This is a genomic window from Levilactobacillus andaensis (assembly GCF_016861695.1).
GTDB lineage: Bacteria > Bacillota > Bacilli > Lactobacillales > Lactobacillaceae > Levilactobacillus > Levilactobacillus andaensis.
Window position 1 is genome coordinate 263940 of record NZ_BOLP01000005.1, and the last position, 26913, is coordinate 290852.

Below are 26913 nucleotides of genomic sequence, written 5' to 3' on the forward strand. Positions count from 1 at the left end.
TGGTCGGTCAGTCGTGGTCACTGCTCTTAATCCGCAAGCATGCGGTCAATCGTCTTTTCTAATTGTAAAGCACCCTGATGGGAAACACAAACGGTCAGAACGGAACTATCGTCGCCCACCGTGCCAAAAACATACTCGTAGCGCATCTGATCCAATAACGAGGCAATCACCGGTCCATTACCGGGAAGTACCTTCAAAACCGTAAATTGGTCCTGTACCGCAAAGGATATGTAGGCATTTTGCAAGGTTCGCTGCAATTTCTTCTGGGTATCAATCTTCTTTTGGACGGGTAAACTGTAACGGTAACCGCCAGATTCAGCTGGTAATTTAACCAACTGCATCTCCTTGATGTCCCGTGAAATCGTTGCCTGTGTGACGTGAATGCCATCTTCGGCGAGCAAACGGACAAAGTCCTCTTGCCGTTCGATTTCCCGTGATGTGAGCAACCGTTTCAATAATTGCTGGCGTTCCTGCTTTTTCATACCTGGCCCCCCTTTATGTGATAAAAATGCATAATCTTATCATATACCAGACCTAAGTATTTGGAAAGTAAATTCTAATAATTTTCTCATAATCTATTGATTGAGGCCTTCGTAAGCAGCATTAATCGTTTCTTCAACGGAAACTGAACTTACACAGACTGCATGTTTATCGACAGATTGTAAGTGAACCAGGAATTCGATGTTGCCTTCGCCACCCCGAATCGGTGAGAAATCGAGGCCAAGCACGCTATAACCGGTCGCCACCGCAAAATCAATGATATTTTGGACCACGGCGGTGTGGACCCGACGCTCACGCACGATGCCGTGAGCCCCGACATCTCCCCGTTGCGCTTCAAACTGCGGCTTGATCAGCGCCACAACATCCCCACCGGTCGCCAAGATGCCCTTTAACGGCGGCAAAATCATGTCGAGGGAGATAAAGGACACATCGATCGACGCAAAGGTCGGTTGACCCTTGGTGAAGTCGGCTAACTTGCTGTAACGGAAATTGGTATGCTCCATCACGATGACCCGCGGGTCCTGCCGTAATTTCCACACCAACTGGTTACTGCCGACATCCAACGCGTAGCTGAGTTGCGCGCCGTTCTGGAGCATGACGTCGGTAAAACCACCGGTCGAGGATCCGATATCCAAAACGATACGGTCGGTCACGTCGATGTCAAAGACCTCGAGCGCCTTGGCCAACTTAAACCCGCCCCGTGATACGTAAGGCAGAGGATGACCCTTCAAATGAAGCTCGGTATCCGCCGGAATCATCGACCCTGGCTTGTCCAACCGTTCTTCATTGGTGCCCAAAATCTCACCGGCCATTACGGCGCGTTTCGCCTCGTCCAACGACGTGTAGAGTCCCTGTTCAACTAAAAGGTCCGCCACCCGTTTTTTCTTCATGCTTTCACCCGTTTCGTATCAAAGTAACTAAAGAAGGCGGTCAGCAGACTCCGTCCTTCGCTAGCTGGTAATTGTGCCAAAGCCGTCTTACCAGCCTGAATCGTGTCGATCAACGCTTGATTTGCGCCCTGCAAGCCCAGTTTACCCGGATAGGTATTCTTGGCCTCGCCGGCGTCTTTTTGCGTCGCCTTACCCAGTTCGGCTGGAGTGCTGACCACGTCCAAGATGTCATCGTAGATCTGAAATGCCAGTCCAAAGGCATCGGCAAACTGGAGGTACGGTGCCCACTGGTCTCGTGGCGTCTCACCTAAGATCAATCCGGCCTGGACCGCGTAATGCAGTAAGGCCCCGGTTTTTTCCCGGTGAAGCACCCGGAGCTTAGTCAGCGGCAGGTCCACGTGTTCAGACTGAATATCCTTGGCCTGACCAGCGACCATGCCGCCAGGGCCGGCCGCTTGAGCCAACGCTTGGGTCAATGCCACCTGCGTTTCGGCAGATAGGTCGGTCGCCGTCAGCCATTGAAAGGCCAACGTCAACAGGCCATCGCCGGCCAGCGTCGCCATGCCCGCACCAAATTTCATGTGATTGGTTGGCTCACCACGGCGCAGCGCATCGTTGTCCATGGCCGGTAGATCGTCATGGATCAGCGAGTACGTGTGCAACAGCTCTAGCGCCATAATCGGCTGCCAGTCGCGTTTCTGGTCCACCGTGTGACCGAGGGCCTGCAACGTGGCGACCGTCAACAATGGCCGCAACCGTTTGCCACCGGCCAGTACCGAATAGCTCATGGCTTCGGCCAACCGGTCATCGCCACTGTCCGCAACAATGGCGGCCTTTAGCGGCGCGTTGAGCCACGGCACCCAAGTCTGTTCGAACTGCGTTAAGCGTGCATCACTTGGCATCACCAGCGCCCCCTTGTGGCGTCTCAAAAGCAACTTCTTGGTCGTCGTCAGACATCATCGTCGTCAACGTCTTCTCGGCGTCTTGCAGGGTCGTTTGTAAGTCCTTGCTTAAGGCCACACCCTTCTGAAATTGGGCTAGGGCTTGTTCCAACGGAATATCGCCCTGTTCAAGTTGCGCGACGATCTGTTCCAATGTCGTTAAATTCTCTTCAAAAGTCGGTTTCGTTTCTTCACTCATGTTGATCCTCCGTTGCTGGTTTAATAGATTTAATTTCTGCTTCAGCGGTACCGTCGCTCAAATGAATCGTTGCGGTGCCCGGCTTTAAATCAGCCGTGGCTCTGGCAACGTGGTCATTTTGCGTGACGTAGCTGTACCCTCTGCCCATAATTTTCAGCGGACTCAGGTAATCCAAGCCACTTGCCAATTGGCCAACGTGTTCTTGTTGCTTGGCCATATAGCGCTTCATTTCGGTCGTCAAGCGTACCGTCGTCTGACTAACGGTCTGCTGGTCACGCTGCACCCGTGCTAACGGGGACTGAGCGACCAGACCTTGGCGGGCAAATTGAACCCGTTGTGTTGCCTGTTGAACCCGCGTCTGGGCGTTACGGTTCAATGCCTGTTGTGCTCGGTCCAGCCGTTGGACGTACGTTTCGTACAGCCGTTGCGGTTGCCGGAACACGTAAGCCGTCATCAGCTTATTCAAACGCTCCTGCTGGAAATTGATGCGGTTAGACATGGCGTTCAGGAGCCGTGTGCGTTGCTGCTGTAATTTCAACAACTCATCGCTCAACACGGGCACCGCCAATTCGGCCGCAGCCGTGGGCGTTGCCGCCCGGACGTCGGCGACCAGGTCGGCGATTGTAGTATCCGTTTCGTGCCCTACCGATGAGATCACCGGAATCTGGCTGGCCGCAATGGCCCGGGCCACACTTTCTTCGTTAAAGGGCCACAGATCTTCGATGGACCCACCACCCCGACCAATGATCAGGGTGTCATAGGTGCCCGCCGCGTTGACCCGCTGAATCTGGCGCACCAAGTCAGGCGCGGCCCCGTCACCTTGAACGACCGCCGGATACAAGACGATCTGTGCGATGGGGTAACGCCGCCGCGTGGTCGTGATGATATCTCTGATAACGGCCCCACTAGGACTCGTAATCACTGCGATTCGCTTAGGAAAGCGCGGTAATGGTCGTTTAGGCGCCGAGAAAAGGCCCTCGGTCTCCAATTTCTGCTTTAACTGTTCATAGGCCTGATAGAGCTGACCAATGCCATCTGGCTCCATCCGTTCTACGTAAATTTGATAGCTCCCACTGGGTTCATACAGGGAGATTCGTCCGGTCACCAGGACCTTCATCCCGGTCTCTGGCGTAAATTTTAATTTTTCAAATGCCGATTTGAACATGATGGCACTGATTTTCGCGTGGTCGTCCTTCAGACTAAAGTACTGGTGGGCGTGTGGCCGCAAGCGAAAGTTAGAAATTTCACCGGTCAGATACACCTTGCCTAAATAAGGGTCGACATCGAATTTTCGTTTTAAATATTGGGTTAATGCTGTGACTGTTAGGTAATCAGTCGTTGCCAAGTTGCTCACTCCACTCACATAGGTCTACTGTCTGTTGCATCAACGTCGCAATGGTCATGGGACCCACACCACCCGGCACGGGCGTAATGGCCCCCGCCCGGTCAACGACGCCGTCAAAGTCCACGTCACCGGTCAGCTTACCATTCTCATCGCGGTCCATCCCCACGTCAATGACGACGGCACCGTGCTTCACATCGTTGCGCTTGATCAGGTGCGTCACACCGGTCGCCACGATTAACACGTCGGCCTCCCGGGTAATCTCACTCAGATCTTTCGTGTAAACGTGGGCAACACTGACCGTCATGTCAGCATTGATCAGCATGGCTGCCATGGGCCGACCGACGATACGGCTGCGACCGACGATGACTGCCCGTTTACCGCGTAAATGAAGATGTAGGGAGTCCAGCATGGTCATAATGCCCCGTGGCGTGCAGGAGACGGGATATTTGCCAGGTAAGTTCGCAAATAGCCGACCGACATTCAACGGGTGAAAGCCATCGACATCCTTCGCAGGATCAATGGTCGCCACGATGGCCTGTTCGTCCAAGCCAACGGGTAACGGCGATTGGACCAAAATCCCGTGGACTGTCGGGTCAGCGTTGTACGCCTGAACAATGGCAATTAATTCTGCTTGGCTGACCGTGGCGGGTAATTGCCGCACGATTGAGTTAATGCCAAGTTGCGTCGCCTTTTTATGCTTGTTGCGGACATAAATCGTGCTAGCCGGGTCATCCCCCACGATAATCACGGCTAATCCGGGCGTAATTCCACGTTGCGTTAGGGCAGCCACCCGGTCCTTGGTCTGCGCATTGACCTCTTTTGCCAGTTGCTTCCCATCAATGATCGTCGTCATGAAGCTCGTCCTCCCCAAAATTCAAAGTTACGTTCTATTTTAGCATAGTCAGCCCCAAAACGGGACCTTCCAGTATGGCTCAGGTGCTTCATTTAACATTAAAAGATTAATAATAAATGGATATGAATTATCCGCACTGCGGCTGCCAGGGATTCCGCCTGCTGTGGGGACGCTCCGGACTACGGAACGGTCCTCCGGCTCTGATTGACCTTCTGCAGGAAATAAACATTAATTCCATTACTCCCAATCAGAGTCATCGCCTGTTCTGCACAAATACTTGATGCCATACTATCACTGTCATCGAGTCTCCATTCAAGCTAAGCAGTAACTACTCTCCATCATGGTTCGTCAACCACAGAATTAGGTCACAGCCACTACGCCATCTGGAATCAACTGGGACGCTTTGTACTAACTGACTTTATGAATACACAGGATAATTCTTGGCGTCTAAGGAACGAACTTTAAAAATTACGTCCTTTAACGCCGACTCTGAATAATCATAGTCAATAATCAGCTTAGGACCATCCCAACCGGCTTGATGATCTGAACACCCTTAATAACCAGCCAATCAAATCTGCACTTTACTCCCCAAACGGCCATCACAAATGAACATCAACATAAAGCCGAAGGAGGCCAGAGATGGAGCCGGCCGCGATAATGGCCTTGGCTGGCGTCCCTGCTAGCCTAGACCATGGGCGTCTTTTAAGACGCATGGGTCACGCGGCTTAAAAGCGAGCGAGAAGCCCGCCCTTCGGCTGAAGCGTCCCCGCAGCAGGTGGAATCCCTGGCAACCGCAGTGCGACCCGCTATCACAATTCGGTTTTAAGGTTTTAAGGTTTTAAGGTTTTAAGGTTTTAAGCCTAAGTCTAAAAAAAGACCAACCACTAGTAATTTAGCGGTTGGTCTAATTAATGACTAAGATTGTGAATCCAAAGGTTCGTCTAAGGTATGTGCTAACACACCGTTAATGAACCGCCGTGAACGGTCGTCACTGAAGTTCTTGGCTAATTCCAAGGCTTCGTTGACAGCTACACGGTCAGGCACTTCTTCCACGTAGTCAATTTCATAAAATGCTAATCGGAGAATCACAAGGTCAGTCTTCGCGATCCGCTTCAACTGCCAACCGGTACTTAGGTACTGGTCGATTTGTGCGTCCAATTCGCTTTGATGTGCCAAGACACCCGTCACTAACGTTTGTAGGTAGTCTGGCACGGGAACGGTTTGGTTCGGGTCGTCCGTCAGAACACGTTGGTACAACGCATCATGATCGGCATCGGGATTGGCGTTCAACGCAAATAACATTTGAAACGCCCGTTCCCGAATTTGATGTCGTGTAAGTGTCACTATTGGTCACTGTCTCCTTCATCGCTCTGGTTAAACAGGTTATCAGGATCGACCTGTTGCGCCGTCTTTTCGGGAATGACGCCTTCCACGTGAACGTTAACTTCACGTAAATCGAGGTCCGTCATGAACAACAATTGTTGCTTGACGCTATCTTGAATGGCTAAGGCGACCTTTGGCACGGCAACCCCATAATTCAAGTAAACGTAAACATCAACCGCTAATTCGTCGCCGTCAAAGACTAATTTAACGCCCTTGCCATGTTGTTCCTTGCGACCGAATAATTCCGTGACGCTGTTTGCCAGAGACCCCCGCATCCGAGCAACACCTTCAGTTTGGCTAGCTGCAATGCCCACAATAATTTCAAGGACTTGCGGTGCCACTTCGATTTTGCCTAAAGCGGGTTCCTTTGATTCTAAAATGATATTAGTATCTTCTGCCATTCGTTGACCCTCCCTTACTGATTAAACGTGTGTGAAACTATGCGCGAGAAATGTAAGTCCCGTCGGTAGAGTTGATAGAGAGCTTGTCGCCTTCGTTAACGAAGAAAGGAACTTGAACGACTAAGCCAGTGTTCATGGTAGCAGGCTTGGACCCACCAGAAGCGGTGTTCCCCTTGATACCAGGTTCCGTAGCAACAACTTCCAAGACAACCGTGTTTGGTACTTCGATACCGAGAACTTCGGAACCGTATTGAACCAAGTCAACGTTCATGTTTTCTTGTAAGTATGGAAGTTGGTCCTTGATGTTTTCACCAGGAACTTCGATTTGTTCGAAGTTGTCGGTGTCCATGAAGACCCGGTTACCGCCATCTTCGTACAGGTATTGCATAGAACGCGTCTGAATATCAGCTTGTTCCATCTTAGCACCGGCACGGAAAGTCTTTTCTTGAACGGCACCCGTCCGTAAGTTCTTAAGCTTTGAACGAACGAAAGCGCCACCCTTACCTGGCTTAACGTGTTGGAATTCAATGATGCGCCAAATTGCGTGATCCACTTCAATAGTTAAACCGTTTTTAAAATCAGCAGTCGAAATTGCCATAATGTGTTCAGCCTCCTAAAATATGTCCTCTTTATAATATCAATTCTTACCCCTAAAAAGCAAGATACGTGGGTCACTTACAGAATAATTAAATTCCGTGGCGTGGTCGTGAGGACTTCATGACCCGTCTCAGTGACCAACACGTCGTCTTCAATGCGGATACCACCCTTGCCGGCAAAGTACACGCCTGGTTCTGCGGTGACGACTTCATTTGCCGCCATCACATCTGGCCAGCCGCGACCAATGTTCGGGCCTTCGTGGATGTCTAACCCAATACCGTGACCGGTACCATGGATAAAGGCATCTCCGTAGCCCTGTTCCGTCAAGAAATCTCGTCCCGCGTGATCGATCTCATCACCCGTTGCGCCGGGATTAGTCGCCGCAATGATCTTTTCTTGAGCCGTCTGCACCGCCTGGTAAGCCGCCTTAAGGTCCGCACCGGGATCACCTAAAGCCACCGTTCGGGTTAGGTCAGACGTATAGCCGTCCACGTAAAAACCGCAGTCAATGGTCACCAACTCACCGGTTGCCATCACTTTATCACTGGCCTGACCATGAGGCCAAGCGGAACGCACACCACTGGCAACGATGGTCCCAAAACTAGGACCCGTTGCGCCGTGATCTTGCATCCAACGTTCGAGCCACTGAGCAGCCTTGCGTTCGGTCATCCCGGGCGCTAAGACATCAAATAAGGCCGCGACCCCTTGACTGGTCAGCGCCGTTGCTCGGCGAATTGCAGCCAATTCGGCCGGTTCCTTGACCTGCCGCAACTGATCGACAACATTAGCCAGCGGCACGATGTCGCTCATCAAATGCTCGTCTAACCAGTCGAACTCGGCCAAAGTCAAACTATCTTCAAGGCCTAACACGGTTGCGTCATCGGCCTCTAAGACCTCTTCAACCGCCTGTAGATAGTCACGGGTGATGATTTTCGGCATATCTGGCATGGTCGTTGCCAATTCCGACTGATAACGGGCGTCCGTAATAAAGACTGCGCGTTTCGCCGTCACTAACAAGTACCCATCGCCACCCTCAACGCTGGCCCCAGCTAAATACTGCTGGTTACTGGCTGAGGAGACCAGAAAACTATCGATGCTCAGAGACGCAAACTGTGCTTGCAACCGTTCAATTCGTGATGTCATTGACCCATCCTCCTTTTTAATAGAGAAAAAAGAAGAACTCAAAGCGAATTGGTCTCGCCTCAAGCTCTTCAGTCGTTACGAGGAAAACCTCGTGTTATTTAGCTACTTCTTCAGCAACTGGGTATACGGATACTTGACGCTTGTCGCGGCCAAGACGTTCGAATTTAACGACGCCAGCAGCCTTAGCAAACAAAGTATCGTCACCACCACGGCCTACGTTCAAGCCAGGGTAGATGTGCGTCCCACGTTGACGGTAAAGGATAGAACCACTGGTAACAGTTGAACCATCAGCAGCCTTCGTCCCAAGACGACGACCAGCAGAGTCACGACCGTTAGCAGTAGACCCACCACCTTTATGGTGAGAGAAGAATTGTAAGTTCATGTTCATCAGCATAAGTTTCACCTCCGCAATTTAGTCTTTTATTTCAGCGAATTTAACATAATCCGCGTAATTTGTGGCGACATCTCTTAACCCATCCGCAAAACTCTGGAGGAGTGTTTGTCCCTTTAATTCGGCCGTTGCTTCCAGCTTTGGTGGAAGGTGGACTTCCAGATAACCACCCTCCTGATCACGATTCTCAACATCTATCGGAATCTTAGCGATTCGTTGTAGACCGTTGACCGTCGTAATCGCAAGCACCGAGACCGCAGCGCAAACAATGTCGTGACCATACTCACCTGAGTCAGCGTGGCCAGTGATTTGGAATGAATCGATTCGGTTAGCTCCATGATGGAACGTCGCATGAATCATCGAGATCGCCTCTCTTAATCTTTAGGCTTTAAGCGTTGATAGCATCAACGACAACCTTGGTGTATGGTTGACGGTGACCCTTCTTCGTATGAGTACCCTTCTTGGCCTTATACTTGAAAGTAACAACCTTCTTTTCCAGACCCTGCTTTTCAACAGTTCCAGTAACGGTTGCACCTGCAACAGTTGGCGTCCCGATCTTAGGCTTGTCACCACCGACAAAGACAACTTGGTCAAAAGTAACCTTTTCACCAGCTTCAACGTTCAACTTTTCGACGTAAACAGCTTGGCCTGCTTCGACCTTGTACTGCTTGCCGCCAGTTACGATAATTGCGTACATGTGTGTGCACCTCCTTATATATTTAGACTTAGACTCGCCGAAAACAAGTGCTCCGCAAGGCGGAAAACTTAATGACTCGTCCCGAGCGGTTGCAGCTGTGGAAGTCCACAAATACAACATGAAAATTATACTTGATGGGGTCAGCTACGTCAAGCTTTTTTCTGAACGGCGCGCGATATCAGTTCCTACTAAAGCGAACCAAGCCGCCAGTGGCGTGACATTCGGCGTCGCCAATTGTCGAAAAGATTGTGCTAGAAATTCAGAACGGTAGCGACGATTGTCATCCAGCCAATGTTCGACTAACCCCAGAAAAGCACTCGTCAAAAAGGCGATTTGAATGTCGACTGGTAACTCTTCAGTTGCCATAGCTGGCAGTTGTTGACTAAATGCCAATAGTTCTCGTTCAAAGCGTTGCTGCAAGCGTGGCCGAAATTGCGTAAATTGGGGATGTAGCAGCACCGTTAAGACCTGATGGTGTTGATCAACATAGCGTAATGCCGGACCGAGAGCGAAGCCACTTACGGACTTTCCGTTGGGCGCAATCACCGTTCTGGCCGCTGCAAACCACTCATCAATGACCTGCTGTTCTGTTTGTTCATAGAAATCCGTTTTATCCTTATAGTGCAGATAGAAGGTCCCCCGCGTCAGTTGGGCCGTGTTGGTCAACTTCTGAACCGAAATCTGTTGTAATGATTGCTGCTGTAATAACTCGCTAAGTGCTTGGCGCAACTGCTCGTTGGTCCGCACCACCCGTGGATCTAATTGACTGATAGTTCCCCGCTCCCTTCCGTCCTGACCGATTTTACTGCTTACTTAAAACCATACCGATTTTTAGCGCCGCTGACAAGTTTTTCGTCCCCTGTTTCACCGGCTTATTGAATTATCCGATAATTAGGTTAGCTTATTATGGCCGCACTCCGGCTGCCAGGGATTCCACCTGCTATGGGGAACGCCTCCAGCCTAGGGTTAGGGTACAGGCTTCCGTCTCGTCTCAAAGCCACGAAAAGCCACGTGTCTCTGAGGTCGTCCCACTCTGTAAGCCGGGAAAGAACCCCGACTAACAGAGTCGACACAACTGGCTACATCCCTGACCTCCTCCGGCTCTGATTGTTTTTTTCAATATCAACCGGTATGTCCAGTAACGCTAAATTTTAATCAGATCCACAAAACGTCTTTATATAATTTCACATACACTGACTATCCTTGTATGCCACAACAACAAATGAATTATCAAAGTACTTATTAGCGTAGGCAAGCATTTTCTAAAACTAGCCCTCCGACAATCTGGGAACACATTAGGCTAATATCCCCTCTACATTAATCTGATAACGTTTTGAACAAAAAAAAGGAGCCCCGAATGATTACATTCAGAACCCCCTAAGATTTAATAATTATTTGCTTGCCGGTCCAAGTTGACCTGCCGTTTGGCTTCGTAAGCCGCTTGAATCTCGTCTTGACTAAAGCCAAAATCGACAACCCCCCACTTCAAGAATAGCCGCCATGCGTGACGGAAATCCTCTTGTCGGTGGGAAAAGTGACTGTTGAACACCATCCGTTTTAGAATTAAGTATTGTTGGTCCAGATCCTTGGCGGGCCGACTCTTTTCCAGTCCTGTCAAGTCTTCTTCCGTGATCATAATCAGGTGCGTCCACGTTTTCTTGGCCGCCACCAAAAAGAAGAAGTCCATGGCATCCGTGTATTCCGTCAGCAATGTTTCCCGGGGCGTCTGACCTTCATCGGCCTTGCCACGGTGCGTTTTCCACACCTTGAACCATTCCGACGTATTGGCAACTTCTGCTAGCTCGACGTCTAAGGCCACGTAGGCATTCTCAATCTGTTGCTTACGGGGCATCTCGATCTGGCGGTCGGCCGTAATCTGTTCATCCAATGCAATTGATTGCTGGACTAATTTTGCTAGTTCTAACACGTTATCTAATTCCTCCTAGCCAAAAATCAGTGGGTCCGACTGAATCTCCAAATCGTTCAGATTTTCTAAGTACCAATCACGCATGAACGGATATTGCAGGAGAACATCAAACCAAGAGACCTGTTGGGCATCGTCATGAACGGTGATGACCCATTCCGGCTGTCCTTCAAGCTGGTTGTTGAAGATGTCGACCACAACGTTCTTATCCAAGGCAATCTCAGCACCGTTGCCGTTGACCCCATTCGTCAGCATGTAGTCGTTTTGCGCTGCCGTCACGAATAAACGGTCCACGACACCAGCTGGCAAGTCCACGGAACGCACCGCGTAATTTTGCCGGTTGGCCATGTCTAAGATGTTAAAGTCCACGGAATAACCGTAATCTTCTTTTAAGTACCGGGCAAAGTCAAAGAGAATCTGCACGGACGTCTTAACCGTTTCGGCCGGCACCGTATCATGCAAGTCGATGATAAACAATTGAGTCAGCGCGTGGCTGTTGAACCGGAACATTTTCCGTTCCAAATTCAAATAGAATAAGGATTGGCCCGTGGCCCGCTCCCGGTAGAAAACGCCACCATTTTCTGACGTTTCGATCCGGAAGTTGAAGGTGCCACGATCACCCAGCGGCGTTAACTCTTGGGTCAACTCTTCGTGGTGGTCACGCGACTGTAAGATAACGTTCTTGCCCTGATCGTGTAATTCCAGCATCCGGGACATGAATAAAAGATAATAGTCCGAATTGCTGTATTGATGAGGGAACGTCACGTAGTCCGAATCCAATTCAAAATCGGCCAGTTGGGTTGCTGCACTGACCAATTCATCGGGATCTGTCGTCTTGATGAGTTGGTCCATTAACCGGGTAAACTTCAGTCCGGTTTCCAGGCCCGACTTGATGGCCTCGTTATAGTTAAGTAACCGACCGCTGGTGGTCAACGTTGACGGATCATTTTCGTTAATCATCGGCCTTCACCTCGCCCTCACTCTTACCCAGCAGACTGTTTAAGTAATCAGCGTACAAGCTCGCATTGTGGGCTTCAAAGTGTTCGAAGTCATCAAACGAATCGCGAATACTCTGCTTTTCATAGCTAAGAATCGTGTCTTCCTTGGATAATACCAAGATCTTATCGTCGTTTTCCTTGATCAACTTGTGGGCGTTCAAGGCCTTTTCGTCCTCGTCAGCCAGTTTGGTCAACTGGTCGATAATGCCTTGGCGTTCGTCCTTAACCTTGCTGGAATCCCAAGGTAGGCTGCTCCGTTGGCTGTTTTCCTTCAATTGGTCACGCAGCTTAGCCTTATCATTGTCCCGCGCTGCTTGAGCATCGACTAACTGTTGAAGTTTTTCACTCTCAGCGGAAACTGATTCGATCTTTGCCGTGTTCAGCCGTTGATTCTGGCTCTCCAATGCAAAGGAATCCTTTAACTTTTGGTATTCCTTCTCGTCAAACTGGAATTGCACGTTGATCACATCGAGATCACCGAACAATCGCCGGTCCCACCAGTTCCCAAAGTAAATGTGGAACAGTCCGGTGGTATATTCTTCGTAGTAGAAGAATGGGTAAATGTGGCCTAAATAATCAATTAAGTTGTCGCTCAAATAATGACTGACTTGGGGATGAATGTTATCGACCAATTCAGACAAATGGTTGACTGATCGCGCTGCTCGGGTCTTCTTAACTTCCTGATAGTAGCGCGCTTGGTCCAGAAGTTCATAAACTTTTCGGTCATCGCCGTGCTGAACCGCCGCCTGCAACGTACTTAAGTAATCGAGTTTGTTGGCGATTGCCTGCGTTAAGACATCGGCTGCACTAGCTTGTTGTTCTTGATTTTCCATGGATTATCCCTCATTCTGATGTTCCCTAGCGCTTGCCGTGAACATTTGGTTATACGTTCATGTTACCAAAAATTCATATAGAATAAAGCAGTTTGAACGAAATTTGCCAGAAAACAAGAATTTTTTTAAATAGTTACGGTCCCAGTGGTTCCGAAAGCGGAAAACGCCACGCCTACCGTCCCAGTTTCCTGGTGACCGTACGCGTGACGTTTGCCCACACATTTTTAATGATTAATTTTTAAATCGGTTTAGTACAATTCCAGATACTGATCGCGTTCCCATTGAGAAACTTGCGTCCGGTAAGAATTGTATTCCAGATTCTTCGCTTCGATAAAGCTCTGGAAGAGGTGTTCGCCCATGGCACCACGCATGACATCGTCGGCCGCCAAGTCCTTCAACGCGTTGTGCAGCGTGTCAGGCAGGTTGGTGATGTGGTTTTCTTGACGTTCTTCGGCATCCATGCGGTAAATGTTCCGGTCAACGGCTTCTTGTGGGGCTAACTTGTTACGTAAGCCATCCAAGCCAGCTTCCAGAACCGCCGCAATGGCCAGGTATGGGTTGGCTGCGGGGTCAACACTCCGGAGCTCCAACCGTGTTGACAAGCCACGGGAGTTTGGTACCCGAATCAATGGTGACCGGTTAGACCCAGACCAAGCCACGTAAACTGGGGCTTCGTAACCGGGAACTAAGCGCTTGTAACTGTTCACGATTGGGTTGCAGATGGCCGTGAAGCTCCGGGCATGCTTGAGTAACCCACCCAAGAAGTGGTAAGCATCCTCAGATAACTGCATGTCGCCGCCGTCCTTGTCGAAGAAGGCATTGCCTTGGCCGTGGAACAGAGACATGTTCAAATGCATCCCGGAACCGTTGATCCCAGCCAGTGGCTTGGGCATAAACGTTGCGTACAAGCCATACTTCCGGGCAATCGTCTTCACGACCAACTTAAAGGTCTGGATGTTGTCGGCAGCCGTCAAGGCGTCGGCATACTTGAAGTCGATTTCATGTTGACCAGGAGCCACTTCATGGTGAGCCGCTTCAACGTCAAAGCCCATTTCTTCCATGGTCAGAACGATTTCACGCCGACAATTTTCACCTAAGTCCATTGGGGCCATATCGAAGTAGCTCCCCTTGTCGTTAAGTTCGGTCGTTGGCTTACCATTTTCGTCCATTTTGAACAGGAAGAATTCGGGTTCTGGTCCGATGTTAAAGTCCGTGAAGCCGGCCTTACGCATGTCGTTTAAGACCCGAATCAAGTTATTCCGGGGATCACCAGCAAATGGCTTACCATCCGTCGTGTAGACTTCACAGATCACTCGAGCAATCTTGCCCCGTTCCGTACTCCAAGGGAAAATCATCCAGGTCGAAAGGTCTGGGTACAGGTACATGTCACTTTCTTCGATTCGAACAAAACCATCGATGGAAGACCCATCAAACATCAACTTGTTTTCGAGTAACTTATCAAGTTGGCTGATAGGCACCTCAACGTTTTTGATTGTTCCGAATAAGTCGGTAAACATTAACCGTAAGAATTTAACATTTTCGTCCTTTGCCATCTGACGAATGTCATCCTTGGAATATTCTGGTTTTGCCATTAAAATCGCTCCCTGTCAGTTTTTTCTCGTCTAATACCACGGTTTAAAGAGGTCGTTGCTGGTGTAACCCTGACGCTGGTTGGCTGAAGCCACTCTGACGAATGAATTCATCCTGCAAAATTCGGCGGACATCTTCATCGGTCAACGGTTGCTTTTCAGCCGCTTCTTTCGCTTGCGCGGCTCGTTGCTGTTGGTCATAAATGGCCTTGATACCCGCAACGTTGACCCCGTCGGCCAAGTAGTCCTTGATTTCTAGCAACCGGTCAACGTCGTTCAGCGAATACAACCGCCGATTGCCGTCACTCCGTTCGGGAGAAACCAAGTTCTGAGCCTCATAGTAACGAATTTGACGCGCCGTTAAGCTCGTTAATTTCATGACGGTACCCATTGGTAAAACGGCCAATGAACGCCGCAACTCCTTTTCCTTCATCACTACCGGCCCCCTTTAACTATGATGCCATCATACCACGCTGAAAACGGGAGTCAAGGTTTCATGTTATGTTTTGTGACATGAACACCCAAAATGTTTAATTCTTTAATTAATTGTAAGAACTAAGTACACAGGTCAAGGGCAGATTGATTAAATATAGCCGCACTCCGGCTTACATTGAGCTTTTCCATGACACGCGTTTAGTTCTACCTAAACCTACAGCTATTCGACCACACCACACAGGGGGAATACTTGTCATCAAGTATTCCCCACATCAGAGTCGATACCATTTAGAAGTGTTCGACCGAATAAAAAAGCCTTGAAGCCCCGATTTATTCAGGACTTCAAAGCATGTTAACCCATTTCAATTTGCATTCATTATTAATTAACTTTCCAACCACGCCGTGACGTGTTGCTCAATCTGCGTACGTTGCTCCGGGTGCTGGACCAAGTCATACCAGGTCGCTGTCGTTTGGTTGCGGAACCAAGTCAGTTGGCGTTTGGCGTAGTGCCGGGAGTCCTGCTTAATCAAATCAACAGCCGCCGGGAGTCGATTCGGTTGGCCTATGACCGGCAATAATTCGCGATAACCGATGCCAGTGGCGGGTGGGAGTGCCGATCCGCCCTGTTCAGCTAGCCACTTGACCTCATCCACCAAGCCGGCCTTAATCATCAGGTCGACTCGCTGATTGATTCGTTGATAAAGCAAAGCGCGATCAGTATTTAGTGCTACGTAACAGTCGGCATACTGGGGACCGCCGTTATCCTGATGTGAGAATAGCTGCCCCGTCACTTGAATGACCTCTAACGCGCGTACCGTCCGTCGCACGTTGGTTTGTGGAATTTTGGCCGCCGCCTGGGGGTCGCGCTCGTTTAGCCGTTGCCACAGGTACTGGGGACCTTTTTCCCGAGCCACCGCGCGGAGTTGTGCCCGGACGTCGGCGTCACCAGGCGCTTCTGCTCCTAATTTCAGACCGTCAAAGAGGGCCTGCAAATAGAAACCCGTTCCTCCAGCAATAATCGGCAAATGCCCCCGCTGGCGAATTTCCGGAATCAACTTCTGTGCTGCGGCCACGAATTCGGCCACGGTAAATTGTTGGGTCACATCGCACACGTCGATCAAGTGGTGTGTGGCTTGGGCCTGTTCGGCGGGGGTCGCCTTGGCCGTTCCAATGTCTAAATGTCGATAGACCTGCATAGAATCCCCCGAGATGATCTCCCCATTAAATTTCTGTGCAAGATCAATCGCGAGGGCCGTTTTACCCACCGCCGTCGGGCCCACAATCGCTAAGACTTTTTCCAAGATGACGCTCCTCCCTGAATCTTCGTTCGTAGTGCCACGGCCCGGGCCGGATAGTCCGTGATCAATCCGGCAAAATGGTGGCGTAAACAGTACGTCATGTCAGCTTCGCTATTGACCGTCCACGGCCGCAATTGTGCGTGGGGCAGCCAGAAGCGATGGGCCTTGACCCAGTGAATGTCCGGATGTAAGCCCCCAACCTGATGACGCCGCTGCATCAATTTTGCCTGACGCCCCGCCGTTTTAAACAGCTTGGCATACTCTGCCTGCGGATACAGGGTGCGCAATGTCAAAATGGACTTCGCCCGAAAGCTGGAGAAAACCAGCCGAAAGGGCACCGGTTGCCGCTCAAAATACGCGGCCAAGCGCTGTTCAATTCCCGGATAGTGAATCTTATTCGTTTTGAGTTCTAGGTTGAAAACACCCGTGAAATTATCCGCAATCAGCAGTTGAATCACCTCATCCAGCGTTGGAATCTGTGTCCCTGCATAATCCGGACTGAAGCGACTACCCGCATCCAATCGTTTTAGCTGGGCCAGCGTTAGGTCTTGAATAAAGCCCTCACCATTGGTCGTCCGGTCGACCCGCTCATCGTGCATGATCACCAGTTGCTGGTCCGCTGACAACTGAACGTCGGTCTCAATACCGTCGGCCCCAGCATCCAATGCGGCCTGAAACGCCAGCAACGTATTTTCAGGGCGGGTCCCCTTACTGCCCCGGTGCGCAATAATCTGCGTTGGTTGTTTGGTAAACATGACGTCAACTCCTCCTTGGTAACCTTTATGTAGATGCGTCATCCTTGAATCCTTCATGAATAAGATTACCACAAAACGCGGGCAACTATAAAATGAATTGGAAGTTGCTACGAGACCTCCAATTTTAGCTAATAAACTCCCGCTTAAATCAGCATCTTTAGCCCCAGCATAGGTAGACGACAAGCAGGCCGTTTAAACCCGACCACGCTTCACGCAATCACCCCACGAATCTCCGTAAATCACTGGCAATTTGACAGCAAAACCAGCATAATGGAAGCGGATAACTAAATTCTTAAATGATGGGAGTCGAATGCTATGAAACATTTCACAAAAGGATTTTTGTTTGGTGTCGTCGCAACCGCTAGTGCTGTTGCTGGGGCCGTATTTTCATTTAAAAAGAAGGTCGTTCAACCAATTGAAGACCAGGAATCACGCTTTGAAGAAAACCGGAAACGGGCGAACCGGAAGAGTCATTCCGCTCACAACGGGTAATCTTCACTGACAAACAAAAAGAGCGTCGCGGATTTTTCCGTGGCGCTCTTTTTTTGCAGAGGACTTGTCCTCTGATTTTATATTGCCGAAACGTGTGACCAAGGACAGCTGGTTCCGCTTAATCCTGATAACCAAATAATCCAAGCCCAGGATTATCTGGTTATCAGCCTTAATGCTCGCCAGCTAACCGTCCTTTGTCGCACTCTTTTAATATTTCGTCTTTTTCGTCTTACCTTGCCAACGTGAATACCCCGTCTTTAAGATAAAGATTTGGTCGTAGCCTTCTTTACCTAACATCAAGGCAGCCCGGGTGCTCAGTGTTTTCCCCTGATCATACAGGTAGACTGGCAGATCCGCACGAATTTCTTGGTGATAGGCTTTAAACGTTGAGAAAGGAATATTCCGGGAACCTAAAATATGGCCCGCGTCAAAGTCCTTCTTTTCCCGCAAATCGACAACTTGTGCCTTACGGAGACCCGCTTGAAACGTGTCCTCGTCGATTAGGGTGGCCACGCGATTACGCCGAATGACCGTGGCTAATTCCCAACCGCCCCATGCGACTAACAATATGATCAGGATGATGGTATAGATCGTCATCCCAGAGATTGCACCAATTACCAAAACTAAATCGTCCTTCCTGGCTTTTACTAGTTACTCTTTTGGAACCGCAATGCCAATGAAGCGGCCCCAATCACACCTGCATCGTTACCTAATTGTGCCAACCGCAGCTTCGTTGAATCACGAACGGCTGGGAACGCGTTTTCTTGGAAGTAACGCGTCGTTGGTTGTAACAACGTGTTGCCGGCATTAGAAACCCCACCACCGATGATGATGTTAGCTGGGTTCAAGATGTTGGCAACGTTAGCTAAAGCCAACCCTAAGTAGAACGTCACCCGGTCAACGACTTGGTTAGCCAAAATGTCACCATTGTCGGCCAAGTAGAAGATCATTTTAGAGGTAACACTCTCTTGATTGTCTTCCATTTCCTTTAAGCGAGACGTGCCCATGAAGTCCTTTGCCATGTCAGCGGCCACATGAACGACACCAGTAGCGGAGGCGTACTGTTCGAGACAGCCACGCTTGCCACAAGTACATAAGTAGCCGTTGGGTTGAACCGTGACGTGACCCAACTCACCGGCACCACCATTGATACCGTGTAAGAGACGGCCGCCAGCGATGACCCCACCGCCGACACCAGTACCTAACGTGACGAAGACCACGTCGGCATCTTTTTCACCGGCGCCCTTCCAGTATTCACCCAGAGAAGCCACGTTAGCGTCGTTGTCCAAAATAAATTGTAACCCAACACCGGCTTGAATCTGGTCACGAACTTGTTGGCGCTTCTTCCAGTTTAAGTTGAACGCACCAATGACCGTTCCATTTTCAATGTCTACGGAACCCGGGGTCCCCATCCCGATACCGATAAAGTCATCTTTACTAAATTCTGAGTTTGTAATGTGTTGGTTAATCGACTCAATAATGTTTGGGACAATATGACTGCCCTCATCAGAGATATCAGTGGGAATGTTCCACTTCGTCAGGATTTCCCCAGAAACAGAGAGGAAAGCCATTTTCGTTGTGGTACCACCTAAATCGATTCCAATTAAATTCCGTGCCATAACTCTAAATCCCTCCAATGGATTGGTGTTTATCTCTTGCTCGTTGTTCTTCTAATCGGTGTTCATGCGTCAGAACCACCTTGGCCTGCACAAAAGTATGATCATCCACCACCCGCGCTTTTCGCAAGTGGTCTAGTTCTAGTGCCATGACCTCAATGTCCCAAAGCCGTTTGCCCACGTACACATAAATACCGAACTTTTTAAGTAGCTGCTGAACATCATATAACGTTTTCATTGTGCCACAACCTCCGTGAAATTGCACGAGTCATTTTCGTTGACTACTGGGCCATGCCGTGTAAATACAGCCAGACCAATCCAAAGATTAGAACAACAGTCGCTACAATTCTCTTGATTACACTAACCTTACCAATTTGAGGGACGCCAACTGTATACGCTACCAAAAAGCCCACGACCAGGCCGCCCAGGTGACCGGCCATATCAATGCCCGGCGTGAAGATATCGAACGCTAAGTTCATAACGATAAAGGCCATGAACGTTCGCGCGATTTGACGAATAACTGGATTTTGCCAGAAGGATTCGCCAAGCATCAGGAAGGCCCCAAATAGCCCAAAAATCGCGGTACTAGCGCCTGCCGACAAACTATCCGAGAAGCAGAAACTGGCCACGTTTCCCCCAATACCAGCAATCAGAAACATCGCTAGAAAACGGGTATGACCAAACGCCGCTTCAATCTGGATCCCCACAAAGTACAGGGTGATCATGTTCATCAAGATGTGCGTAAATCCAATGTGCAAGAACATCGGGGTGAACAGCCGCCACCATTCGCCTTGCTGAATCAAGGCATTGACCTTGGCGCCAAACGTGATCAAAACGTTAACGTCGGTGCTGCCACCGGCCAAAGTCATGGCGCCGTAGACCAGCACCATGATAACAATCAGGCCGACTGTCATAAACGGATACTGGTTAAGCCGGTTGAGTCGATACTTAAGTTGCGTCACCGCGAGGCTTCCTTTCTATTCTATAACTGTGCGGCTAAAACCGCATCTAATCTGACATCAAATGATTCAACGGTCCAACTAGGTTGGCTTGCCTGTTGTGCGGGCAATGCCAGAGACACCTTAAACCCAGTCGTTTTGGGTAAATAGCGATCGTAGTAACCGCCGCCGAAGCCCAATCGTTCCCCGGTAGCCGCAAAAATAAGGCCAGGAACCACAATTAAGTCAAATTGGTCTGGGGCAATAACTTCACCGTCAACGGGTTCTAATAACCCAAACTTACTGCGTTCAAAATTTGTGTGGTCGTCCACCACGTGAAAGGCCATCTGCCGATGTGGCAACGTTTGGGGAACGGCAACAACTTTGCCTTCCGCATGTGCCCGATCAATGATCGGTTGCGTTGCTAATTCAAACCCACTGCTAATGGTAGTGGCAATTTTGCTAGCTGCCTGCCATTCTGGCAATGCCCACAACTGCTGATACAATTGCTCGCTGGCGGCCAGTCGTTGTTCTGCAGACATCGTTTTAAGCGCCTGAATCGTCTGCTGCCGTAATTCTTTCTTGGTTGCCAAGGTGACGCCTCCCTAATCAATTCTCATTCTCTTAATTTTACGTTGTATCAAAGAAAGTATTGCGTAAATTTGTCGCACTACGGCTGCCAGGGATTCCGCCTGCTGTGGGGCAAAGTACGGGCTTCCGTCTCACCTCAAAGCCACGAAAAACACGTGTCTTCGAGGTCGTCCCAGACGCGGATTCAAGAACCCTGGTCCGCTTAACCGGCGATGTGTTTCCGTCGACTCAGAAGACCTCTAACTGGCAGTCGGCAAGACGCAAAGCCCACAACTCAATTTCAACATTAATCATGTTGTCGAGCTAACCATAACCAGCACCAGAACTACTGTTGGCCCTTCAACTTTTAACTACAAAAAAAGGTGCGGACTCTCGCCCGTACCTTACTTAGTTTCACGATGCAAAGTTACTTTCCGGTCACGTGGGCAGTATTTCTTAAATTCAACCCGGTCCGGGTTATTACGCCGGTTCTTGCTGGATAAGTAATTGCGTTCGTGGCATTCTGTACATTCTAAAGTGATGTGTACACGCATTGTGGGTAACCTCCCAACTTGTTCAAAATTACAGGCTAGAGCCCTTAACTCGTAATATATTACCATTAATTCAGCGCAATTACCAGTCATAATCCCAAATATGTTAAGGAAAAATACTTAACAGCTGTCAGAAAGCTTTTACCACTAGGCTTTAAGCCCTACTCAATCGTTGTTTTAGACTGAACCGTCTTCCAGTACGCTGCGTAGATCTTTTTAGCCAACTGCATGTTGTTGTCCTCGGCATTGACTCCCAGGTTTGGCATGGCTAAGGCCACGACCACCTGTGGATTCTTCTCTGGGGCGTAAGATGCCAAACTCAGGGTAACGGTCTCATGACCTTTATAGTAAGTTTGCGCCGTCCCAGTCTTAGCCGAGATTCCTGGTGAAATAGAGGATAAACTCCCACCAGTCTTGTACGTGTTGGACCCGTGAACCACATCGTACAACCCTTCAGTAACCAATTGCTTTTCAGCAGTGGTCATACCAATTCGGTTCAGGACCTTTGGCGTCACCGTTGACTTAACGGCACCCAATTCACCAGTGGACGTGGTCCCACGAATAGAATCAACCACGTGTGGTGCGATCCGCGTCCCGCCATTAGCAATGGTCGACATGTATTGACCGACCTGCAAAACGGTGTAGGCATCGTAGTTCCCGAAGGACAAGTCCAAAGCATTCCCAATGTGGGCGAAGCTGCTAGACCCTTTCAACCCAGTACTTTCGCCTGGTAAGTCAATCCCAGTGGAGACCCCTAACCCGAATTGGTTAAAGTAGCCCCGTTCCTTGGCAAAAATACTGGTATTCATGGTCAGAGCTGACCCTGGAACGTAGCCAAATTTGGCTTCCTTCATGGCTAACTGCATCATGTAGGAGTTAGAAGAAACTTCTAGCGCCGTCGATGCGTTGACCGCAATATTCGCGCTCCCACTATGGTTGAACCAAGAAGACTTCTTAACCCCACCAACGTTGATGACTTTATCAGTCAAGGTGTTGTTCGATGGCGTAATCACACCATCCATCAAGGCACCGGAAACCATGGCTCCTTTGACAACGGACCCCATAACGATATCGCTGTTCATGGCGCCCAAAGCGTTCGTGGTGATCTTTCCCGTGGATGGGTCACGATCGACCCCGGCCATCCCGATGACACCACCGGTATTCGGGTTCATCACGATGGCGTACGTCCCGGTCGAATAACCACCTGCGCCGGATTCCGCAGAGTGAACCAGTGATTGCAGCTGACTTTGGAACTTCGAGTTGATGGTCAGTTGGAGATTATCCCCCTTCTGGCCTCCATACTTCTTAACTTCCTTCGTCACCGTGTTGTTCCCGGCAACCTCGACCTGCTTTTCGGCCTTAGTTCCCCGCAGAACGGACTCGTATTCCTGTTCCAAGTAGGATTGCCCCACGCTGTCATTACGAGAGTATCCTTGAGCGAGCAATTCGTTGACCCGGTCACTTGGAAGCCCCGTCTTTTCGGACGAAACGGTCCCAATAATCGATCTGATCGACGACCCGTTTGGATAATCCCGTGACCAACTCGTCCCCACTTGGATCCCGGGCATTTCTGACAGATGCTCACCAATTTGCGCGATTTCTGTACTAGAAACGCCAGAATCCTTGATGTACGTGGTCGACAACGCGTAAGCCCCACTCATTTTCGCAAAAATAGCGGCCGCGTTCTGCTGCGTTTTCGTTAATTTAAATGATGAATCATTCTGTAAATAACTCAACGCCTTGTTGTACAACTGGGTGGTCGACATCCCCTTGGTCCCGGACAGCTTTCCCTCAACCGCTTTTAACCGTTTTTGATCAGTTAAATAGTAGTCAATGGCCTGTCGCGGCGTCAGGGAGCTGGTCGAAACCGTTAAGTAATGGCCCAACTTGTTCGCAATATCGTACATACTCGTCGATAATACGTTGACCCCCTTGGTGTAGGAGATGGCTTGATGGGCTTTATTCCCAACCAAGACCTTACCAGTGGAATCGTAAACCATCCCCCGTTGAACGTTGGTGGTTTCAATCGTGGTATCGGTCGAATTGACCTCCGCCTTAAATTGCGTCCCGTACATCACCTGCAAGTACGCTAACTGACCAATCAGCGCCGCAAATAACAGGGCAACAATAATGAAAAGAAAATTTAACCGAAACGGGATCTCTGACTTCGTGGGACCGCCACTAGACCGTTGATTTCGGTTACTAACGCGATTATAAAAATTCTTCACAACAGCTCTGCTCCTTATTGTACTGCACCTATTTTACCAAACTTCGTCGCTAGTCACTATCCCGCTACCGAAATTTAATGATTTTATGCTATTCTAGAAGCCTAGACAAAATAACACTAGTCATTCTAGCATAACCCAGGCGACCGTTTAGTTACTGGTCGGGCTCTTTACAAAATCTAAACTTTTCAAGCTAATTAAGTGACGTTTCCTTTTAGTATATTACACTATCAAGGTGAACAAACATATTGGAAAGATTAGGTTTGTGTAATTTGGTTGCACTGCGGCGGTCAGAAATTCCGCCTACTATGGGGAACGCCTCCGGCCAAAGAACAGGCTTCCAGCTCGCCTGAAAGCCACGAAGAACACGTGTCTCTCAGGTCGTCCCACGATGTAAGCCGAGAGGTCGCCAGATATGGGCTCAGGCGCGTCGTTCTACTTAGTTGGCGTTTTTTGCCAGCTTAGTAGAAGATCAAGCTTGAAGACTCGTGTTTTTCGAGGCTTCAAGTTGTATCCGCACCGTTCCAGCCCATATCTGGCGGCCGGGTAAGGCGAATGGGCCTCGCCGTGTTACTGGGCTATCAGAACGACTATTTGAAACACAACTATTTTTAAGATTGAGGTGGCTTATTTGCAAGCACGAAAACGGCGCTGGTCTTTGACCCAACGTCAATTTACCCTACTCGGGGCTTTCCTGACGCCCTTTATTCTGATGACCGTCTACTTTATCTACCGTCAGATGGCTCCATTTGGCTCTAGTAGCCTGTTGACCGTGGATTTGGGTCAGCAGTACATCGACTTCTTTGCCTACCTCAGACGGGCGCTCCTGCACGATCCCAGCAGCATCTTTTACTCCTTTGCTAATGGCCTCGGCGGTGAAATGCTGGGAACCTGGTCTTACTATCTGCTGAGTCCGTTGAACTGGATCTTACTACTATGTCCAGGAACATCCCTAACGACCGGCGTTTTCCTCCTGACCGTCATCAAATACGGTCTTTCCGGGTTGACCTTTGCCTGGTTACTGGATAAAACGACGAAGCAGACTGGTTTGAAGGCCATTACCTTCGCCACGGCCTATGCCTTGATGGGCTGGTCGATTGCCAACCAGTTGAACGTCATGTGGCTGGATGCCGCTTACCTCCTACCTTTGATCTTTTATGGGCTCTACCTGCTCATGCAGACTGGTAAATGGCGGACCTACGTCATCTGGTTGACCCTGATGTTAGTCGTGAACTACTACATGGCTTACATGATCTGCCTTTTTATGATTCTTGCCTTTATTTGGTTAGCCGTCGACCAATTCACCAACTGGCGGCATTTCTGGGGGCAAGCTTTCCGTTTCGCCTGGACCTCGGCCGTTAGTGGCCTGCTCGCCGCGTTCGTGCTCCTACCAACTTGGTGGTCACTCTCGCAGAGTAAGGCGCAATACACCGTGACCTCTTTTAAATGGAAGTTTGAGTTCTTCCCACCGAAGATGCTAGCGAAGTTCTTCATGGGGGCCTTTAATTTCGACCAAATGCCCGATGGGACGGCCAACCTGTTTATTGGTGCCATTGCCCTGCTGGGGAGTCTATTCTTCTTCAGCGACCGACGCATTCGCCTCAGCAGTCGGCTTACAGCGGGCATCGTCACCATATTTCTCGCCCTGTCCCTGTGCGTGCAACCGCTGGACCTACTTTGGCACGCCGGTCAGTTTCCCGTTTGGTATCCGTACCGGTTCTCATTTATCGTCAGTTTCTGGCTGATCTGGTTAGCCGCGCAAACGTTGACCAACGACTTTCAACCCGGCTGGCTGGCAATTGCCATCGTCACTTTGATAGTGGCGGCCGGGAGTGCCTACGTGGCGCTCAATTTGAAAAAGTTCGCGTTTCTCTCCTGGAGTCAGGTGTTACTCGGGCTGCTATTTATCATCTTCGCCCTTGCCCTGACGACGCTGCCAATTCACCATCACTGGATCTACCCGTTGACCTTCTTCGTCATCGGGGTCACCGAGGTCAGTGCCAACGCTTTTATCTCGCTAAACAACATCAGCTACGTCTCGCAAGGCGAATATGGCAACTATACCGATGAACTCCAGCGCCTCGTCAACCACGTCCAGAGGAAGGATACCGGCGCCTACCGCATTGGCAAGACCTTCTTGCGGACTAAGGGCGATGCCTTTCAAACGGGCTATAACGGCGGGGGCGTCTTCTCCTCCGTGCTGACCAAGACCACGCCGACCTTCTTCGGTAATATTGGAAATCCGGACGGTGATGGGTTCGTGGAATACAGTAACGGTACCCTGGTCACCGACTCCCTGCTGAACATGAAGTACTACTTCCAGCAGAAGCAACTGGCGGGCGCTCTGGGAGGAACTAGCATTCTACCGGCATCGACTAACAAAGCTGACCTGGCTGATTACCGCGTCACCAACCAAGATCACTGGGCAACGACTTACCGTAACCCGTACGCGCTTCCCATGGGTTACGCTGCCAGCTCACAAATTTTAGCCTTAAAGAATAAGACGGCCGATCCCGCGCAATATCAGGCTAACTGGTTAGCTGCTTTGACTGGTAATCCGAACGATCAACACCTCTATACGGCAGAGAATTTCAATCAGGTCGACTTCCAAAACCTCGGTCAACAAACCAAGATCACCGGGGCCATGCTACAAAAGAAGAACCTGTTGAAGCCCGCCAAGATCACGTTGACCTTTAAGCCAACTAGCAACGATGCCTACTACCTGACCTTTGGGTCCACGGTCAACCCCGACAATGCCACTTTCATCTTAAATGGCAAGCAGTTGGATCAGTATAAAACCTACCGTAACACGATTCTGGTGAGTGCGGCCGATCATGCTAAGGGCAAGACCCAGAAGCTCACGATTCAGCTAAAGAAAGGGTCACTGTGGCTGCAAAACTTCACGCTATACCGGCTGAACACGGCAACGTTCCAGCAAGCGGTCAAACAGTTGCAAGCACAGCCTTGGCACCTGACGAAGCACTCAAGTCGTTACTTCAGTGGCACGATGACCACGACCCAGCAAAATCAAGTCCTAAACACCTCGATTCCTTACTCCAAGGGATGGCACGCAACGGTCAACGGCAAGCCTGCCAAGACCTATAAGACGCTGAACATGTTCACCGCTATCAAATTGCCTAAGGGCAAGAACACGGTCACCCTGTCTTACTGGCCACCACTCTTAAACGCTGGCCTGCTCGTCAGCGGCGGTACGCTTCTTATACTGCTCGGTGGCTGGTGGATCGTCCGTAAGCGGCAGTAAAGCTAGTTCGTTCTAAAAGTAGTTAAACCAGAAGTTTCAAATGGCGTCGCAACCAACATGTTGCGGCGCTATTTTTATGGCGCAGC

30 protein-coding genes and 1 other annotated feature are annotated in these 26913 nt (G+C 49.9%); of the genes, 2 read left to right on the forward strand and 28 right to left on the reverse strand.

Annotated elements, in window-relative coordinates; translation table 11 throughout:
* Positions 1-26: 26 nt before the first annotated feature.
* The 21 genes from JUF10_RS05915 to JUF10_RS06015 form a co-directional block, all read right to left on the reverse strand.
* Positions 27-482 (reverse strand): arginine repressor, encoded by a 456-nt coding sequence (locus tag JUF10_RS05915; RefSeq protein WP_048736191.1) that lies wholly within the window; start codon positions 480-482, stop codon positions 27-29.
* Positions 483-575: 93 nt separating this feature from the next.
* Positions 576-1391, reverse strand: a complete 816-nt coding sequence (locus JUF10_RS05920) for a TlyA family RNA methyltransferase (protein ID WP_203641315.1) — start codon at positions 1389-1391, stop codon at positions 576-578.
* Positions 1388-2293, reverse strand: coding sequence for a polyprenyl synthetase family protein (locus JUF10_RS05925; RefSeq protein ID WP_203641316.1), 906 nt, complete (start codon positions 2291-2293; stop codon positions 1388-1390). Before JUF10_RS05925 ends, JUF10_RS05920 begins: the two co-directional genes overlap by 4 nt.
* Positions 2283-2531, reverse strand: coding sequence for an exodeoxyribonuclease VII small subunit (locus JUF10_RS05930; RefSeq protein ID WP_048736194.1), 249 nt, complete (start codon positions 2529-2531; stop codon positions 2283-2285). Before JUF10_RS05930 ends, JUF10_RS05925 begins: the two co-directional genes overlap by 11 nt.
* Entirely contained in the window at positions 2524-3876 is a 1353-nt protein-coding gene (xseA, locus tag JUF10_RS05935; protein ID WP_203641317.1) for an exodeoxyribonuclease VII large subunit, read from the reverse strand. The genes JUF10_RS05930 and xseA overlap by 8 nt, the downstream gene beginning before the upstream one ends.
* A complete protein-coding gene (locus tag JUF10_RS05940; protein WP_203641318.1) occupies positions 3863-4729 on the reverse strand; it encodes a bifunctional 5,10-methylenetetrahydrofolate dehydrogenase/5,10-methenyltetrahydrofolate cyclohydrolase in 867 nt (288 codons plus the stop codon). Before JUF10_RS05940 ends, xseA begins: the two co-directional genes overlap by 14 nt.
* A gap of 915 nt (positions 4730-5644) precedes the next feature.
* Positions 5645-6073 (reverse strand): transcription antitermination factor NusB, encoded by a 429-nt coding sequence (nusB, locus tag JUF10_RS05945; protein ID WP_125688528.1) that lies wholly within the window; start codon positions 6071-6073, stop codon positions 5645-5647.
* Positions 6073-6513: an Asp23/Gls24 family envelope stress response protein gene (locus tag JUF10_RS05950; RefSeq protein WP_048736198.1), complete on the reverse strand. Its 441-nt coding sequence runs from the start codon at positions 6511-6513 to the stop codon at positions 6073-6075. Before JUF10_RS05950 ends, nusB begins: the two co-directional genes overlap by 1 nt.
* A 37-nt stretch (positions 6514-6550) precedes the next feature.
* Entirely contained in the window at positions 6551-7111 is a 561-nt protein-coding gene (gene efp / locus JUF10_RS05955; RefSeq protein WP_125688527.1) for an elongation factor P, read from the reverse strand.
* 77 nt (positions 7112-7188) lie between these two features.
* The gene (locus tag JUF10_RS05960; protein WP_203641319.1) at positions 7189-8253 is read right to left on the reverse strand and encodes a M24 family metallopeptidase; all 1065 of its coding nucleotides are present in this window, start codon (positions 8251-8253) and stop codon (positions 7189-7191) included.
* A 94-nt stretch (positions 8254-8347) separates the two neighbouring features.
* Positions 8348-8641, reverse strand: a complete 294-nt coding sequence (rpmA, locus tag JUF10_RS05965) for a 50S ribosomal protein L27 (RefSeq protein ID WP_203641357.1) — start codon at positions 8639-8641, stop codon at positions 8348-8350.
* 24 nt (positions 8642-8665) lie between these two features.
* The gene (locus tag JUF10_RS05970; RefSeq protein WP_203641320.1) at positions 8666-9004 is read right to left on the reverse strand and encodes a ribosomal-processing cysteine protease Prp; all 339 of its coding nucleotides are present in this window, start codon (positions 9002-9004) and stop codon (positions 8666-8668) included.
* A 28-nt stretch (positions 9005-9032) separates the two neighbouring features.
* On the reverse strand, positions 9033-9341 hold the full coding sequence (rplU, locus tag JUF10_RS05975; protein ID WP_203641321.1) for a 50S ribosomal protein L21: 309 nt from the start codon (positions 9339-9341) through the stop codon (positions 9033-9035).
* 20 nt (positions 9342-9361) lie between these two features.
* Positions 9362-9442: a sequence feature (ribosomal protein L21 leader region), on the reverse strand.
* Between the two features lie 43 nt (positions 9443-9485).
* Positions 9486-10088: a TetR-like C-terminal domain-containing protein gene (locus JUF10_RS05980; RefSeq protein WP_236008165.1), complete on the reverse strand. Its 603-nt coding sequence runs from the start codon at positions 10086-10088 to the stop codon at positions 9486-9488.
* Between the two features lie 637 nt (positions 10089-10725).
* Positions 10726-11268 (reverse strand): dUTPase, encoded by a 543-nt coding sequence (locus JUF10_RS05985; RefSeq protein WP_203641322.1) that lies wholly within the window; start codon positions 11266-11268, stop codon positions 10726-10728.
* A 15-nt stretch (positions 11269-11283) separates the two neighbouring features.
* Positions 11284-12225: a hypothetical protein gene (locus JUF10_RS05990; RefSeq protein ID WP_203641323.1), complete on the reverse strand. Its 942-nt coding sequence runs from the start codon at positions 12223-12225 to the stop codon at positions 11284-11286.
* Positions 12218-13096 (reverse strand): exonuclease SbcC, encoded by an 879-nt coding sequence (locus JUF10_RS05995; RefSeq protein ID WP_203641324.1) that lies wholly within the window; start codon positions 13094-13096, stop codon positions 12218-12220. The genes JUF10_RS05990 and JUF10_RS05995 overlap by 8 nt, the downstream gene beginning before the upstream one ends.
* A gap of 248 nt (positions 13097-13344) precedes the next feature.
* Entirely contained in the window at positions 13345-14688 is a 1344-nt protein-coding gene (gene glnA / locus JUF10_RS06000; RefSeq protein WP_203641325.1) for a type I glutamate--ammonia ligase, read from the reverse strand.
* A 43-nt stretch (positions 14689-14731) separates the two neighbouring features.
* A complete protein-coding gene (locus tag JUF10_RS06005) occupies positions 14732-15118 on the reverse strand; it encodes a MerR family transcriptional regulator (RefSeq protein WP_203641326.1) in 387 nt (128 codons plus the stop codon).
* A gap of 385 nt (positions 15119-15503) precedes the next feature.
* Positions 15504-16421 (reverse strand): tRNA (adenosine(37)-N6)-dimethylallyltransferase MiaA, encoded by a 918-nt coding sequence (gene miaA, locus JUF10_RS06010; protein WP_203641327.1) that lies wholly within the window; start codon positions 16419-16421, stop codon positions 15504-15506.
* The gene (locus tag JUF10_RS06015; RefSeq protein WP_203641328.1) at positions 16406-17173 is read right to left on the reverse strand and encodes a glycerophosphodiester phosphodiesterase; all 768 of its coding nucleotides are present in this window, start codon (positions 17171-17173) and stop codon (positions 16406-16408) included. Before JUF10_RS06015 ends, miaA begins: the two co-directional genes overlap by 16 nt.
* A gap of 315 nt (positions 17174-17488) precedes the next feature.
* On the opposite strand from JUF10_RS06015, the gene JUF10_RS06020 reads away from it, so the two are divergent.
* Positions 17489-17665: a DUF3042 family protein gene (locus JUF10_RS06020; protein ID WP_048736212.1), complete on the forward strand. Its 177-nt coding sequence runs from the start codon at positions 17489-17491 to the stop codon at positions 17663-17665.
* 207 nt (positions 17666-17872) lie between these two features.
* Here JUF10_RS06020 and JUF10_RS06025 read toward each other — a convergent pair whose 3' ends face one another.
* The 7 genes from JUF10_RS06025 to JUF10_RS06055 form a co-directional block, all read right to left on the reverse strand.
* Complete coding sequence (locus tag JUF10_RS06025) at positions 17873-18286, reverse strand: rhodanese-like domain-containing protein (protein WP_203641329.1); 414 nt, start codon at positions 18284-18286, stop codon at positions 17873-17875.
* Positions 18287-18312: 26 nt separating this feature from the next.
* Positions 18313-19284 carry an ROK family glucokinase gene (locus JUF10_RS06030; protein ID WP_203641330.1) on the reverse strand — a complete coding sequence of 324 codons (972 nt, stop codon included), beginning with the start codon at positions 19282-19284 and terminating at the stop codon, positions 18313-18315.
* 4 nt (positions 19285-19288) lie between these two features.
* Positions 19289-19519 carry a YqgQ family protein gene (locus tag JUF10_RS06035; protein ID WP_125688501.1) on the reverse strand — a complete coding sequence of 77 codons (231 nt, stop codon included), beginning with the start codon at positions 19517-19519 and terminating at the stop codon, positions 19289-19291.
* A 43-nt stretch (positions 19520-19562) separates the two neighbouring features.
* The gene (locus tag JUF10_RS06040) at positions 19563-20243 is read right to left on the reverse strand and encodes a rhomboid family intramembrane serine protease (RefSeq protein WP_236008166.1); all 681 of its coding nucleotides are present in this window, start codon (positions 20241-20243) and stop codon (positions 19563-19565) included.
* Positions 20244-20263: 20 nt separating this feature from the next.
* Positions 20264-20812, reverse strand: a complete 549-nt coding sequence (locus tag JUF10_RS06045; RefSeq protein ID WP_203641331.1) for a 5-formyltetrahydrofolate cyclo-ligase — start codon at positions 20810-20812, stop codon at positions 20264-20266.
* Positions 20813-21193: 381 nt separating this feature from the next.
* Positions 21194-21343, reverse strand: a complete 150-nt coding sequence (rpmG, locus tag JUF10_RS06050; protein ID WP_011667723.1) for a 50S ribosomal protein L33 — start codon at positions 21341-21343, stop codon at positions 21194-21196.
* A 158-nt stretch (positions 21344-21501) separates the two neighbouring features.
* Positions 21502-23568 carry a peptidoglycan D,D-transpeptidase FtsI family protein gene (locus JUF10_RS06055; RefSeq protein WP_203641332.1) on the reverse strand — a complete coding sequence of 689 codons (2067 nt, stop codon included), beginning with the start codon at positions 23566-23568 and terminating at the stop codon, positions 21502-21504.
* A 619-nt stretch (positions 23569-24187) separates the two neighbouring features.
* On the opposite strand from JUF10_RS06055, the gene JUF10_RS06060 reads away from it, so the two are divergent.
* A complete protein-coding gene (locus JUF10_RS06060) occupies positions 24188-26827 on the forward strand; it encodes a YfhO family protein (protein WP_236008167.1) in 2640 nt (879 codons plus the stop codon).
* The last annotated feature ends 86 nt before the right edge of the window (positions 26828-26913 follow it).

Coding starts and splice junctions, on each gene's coding strand:
- JUF10_RS05915 (WP_048736191.1), bottom strand. CDS start 482: ATGAAAAAGCAGGAACGCCAGCAATTATTGAAACGGTTGCTCACATCA.
- JUF10_RS05920 (WP_203641315.1), bottom strand. CDS start 1,391: ATGAAGAAAAAACGGGTGGCGGACCTTTTAGTTGAACAGGGACTCTAC.
- JUF10_RS05925 (WP_203641316.1), bottom strand. CDS start 2,293: ATGCCAAGTGATGCACGCTTAACGCAGTTCGAACAGACTTGGGTGCCG.
- JUF10_RS05930 (WP_048736194.1), bottom strand. CDS start 2,531: ATGAGTGAAGAAACGAAACCGACTTTTGAAGAGAATTTAACGACATTG.
- JUF10_RS05940 (WP_203641318.1), bottom strand. CDS start 4,729: ATGACGACGATCATTGATGGGAAGCAACTGGCAAAAGAGGTCAATGCG.
- JUF10_RS05950 (WP_048736198.1), bottom strand. CDS start 6,513: ATGGCAGAAGATACTAATATCATTTTAGAATCAAAGGAACCCGCTTTA.
- efp (WP_125688527.1), bottom strand. CDS start 7,111: ATGGCAATTTCGACTGCTGATTTTAAAAACGGTTTAACTATTGAAGTG.
- JUF10_RS05960 (WP_203641319.1), bottom strand. CDS start 8,253: ATGACATCACGAATTGAACGGTTGCAAGCACAGTTTGCGTCTCTGAGC.
- rpmA (WP_203641357.1), bottom strand. CDS start 8,641: ATGAACATGAACTTACAATTCTTCTCTCACCATAAAGGTGGTGGGTCT.
- JUF10_RS05970 (WP_203641320.1), bottom strand. CDS start 9,004: ATGATTCATGCGACGTTCCATCATGGAGCTAACCGAATCGATTCATTC.
- rplU (WP_203641321.1), bottom strand. CDS start 9,341: ATGTACGCAATTATCGTAACTGGCGGCAAGCAGTACAAGGTCGAAGCA.
- JUF10_RS05990 (WP_203641323.1), bottom strand. CDS start 12,225: ATGATTAACGAAAATGATCCGTCAACGTTGACCACCAGCGGTCGGTTA.
- JUF10_RS05995 (WP_203641324.1), bottom strand. CDS start 13,096: ATGGAAAATCAAGAACAACAAGCTAGTGCAGCCGATGTCTTAACGCAG.
- glnA (WP_203641325.1), bottom strand. CDS start 14,688: ATGGCAAAACCAGAATATTCCAAGGATGACATTCGTCAGATGGCAAAG.
- JUF10_RS06005 (WP_203641326.1), bottom strand. CDS start 15,118: ATGAAGGAAAAGGAGTTGCGGCGTTCATTGGCCGTTTTACCAATGGGT.
- JUF10_RS06015 (WP_203641328.1), bottom strand. CDS start 17,173: ATGTTTACCAAACAACCAACGCAGATTATTGCGCACCGGGGCAGTAAG.
- JUF10_RS06020 (WP_048736212.1), top strand. CDS start 17,489: ATGAAACATTTCACAAAAGGATTTTTGTTTGGTGTCGTCGCAACCGCT.
- JUF10_RS06030 (WP_203641330.1), bottom strand. CDS start 19,284: ATGGCACGGAATTTAATTGGAATCGATTTAGGTGGTACCACAACGAAA.
- JUF10_RS06035 (WP_125688501.1), bottom strand. CDS start 19,519: ATGAAAACGTTATATGATGTTCAGCAGCTACTTAAAAAGTTCGGTATT.
- rpmG (WP_011667723.1), bottom strand. CDS start 21,343: ATGCGTGTACACATCACTTTAGAATGTACAGAATGCCACGAACGCAAT.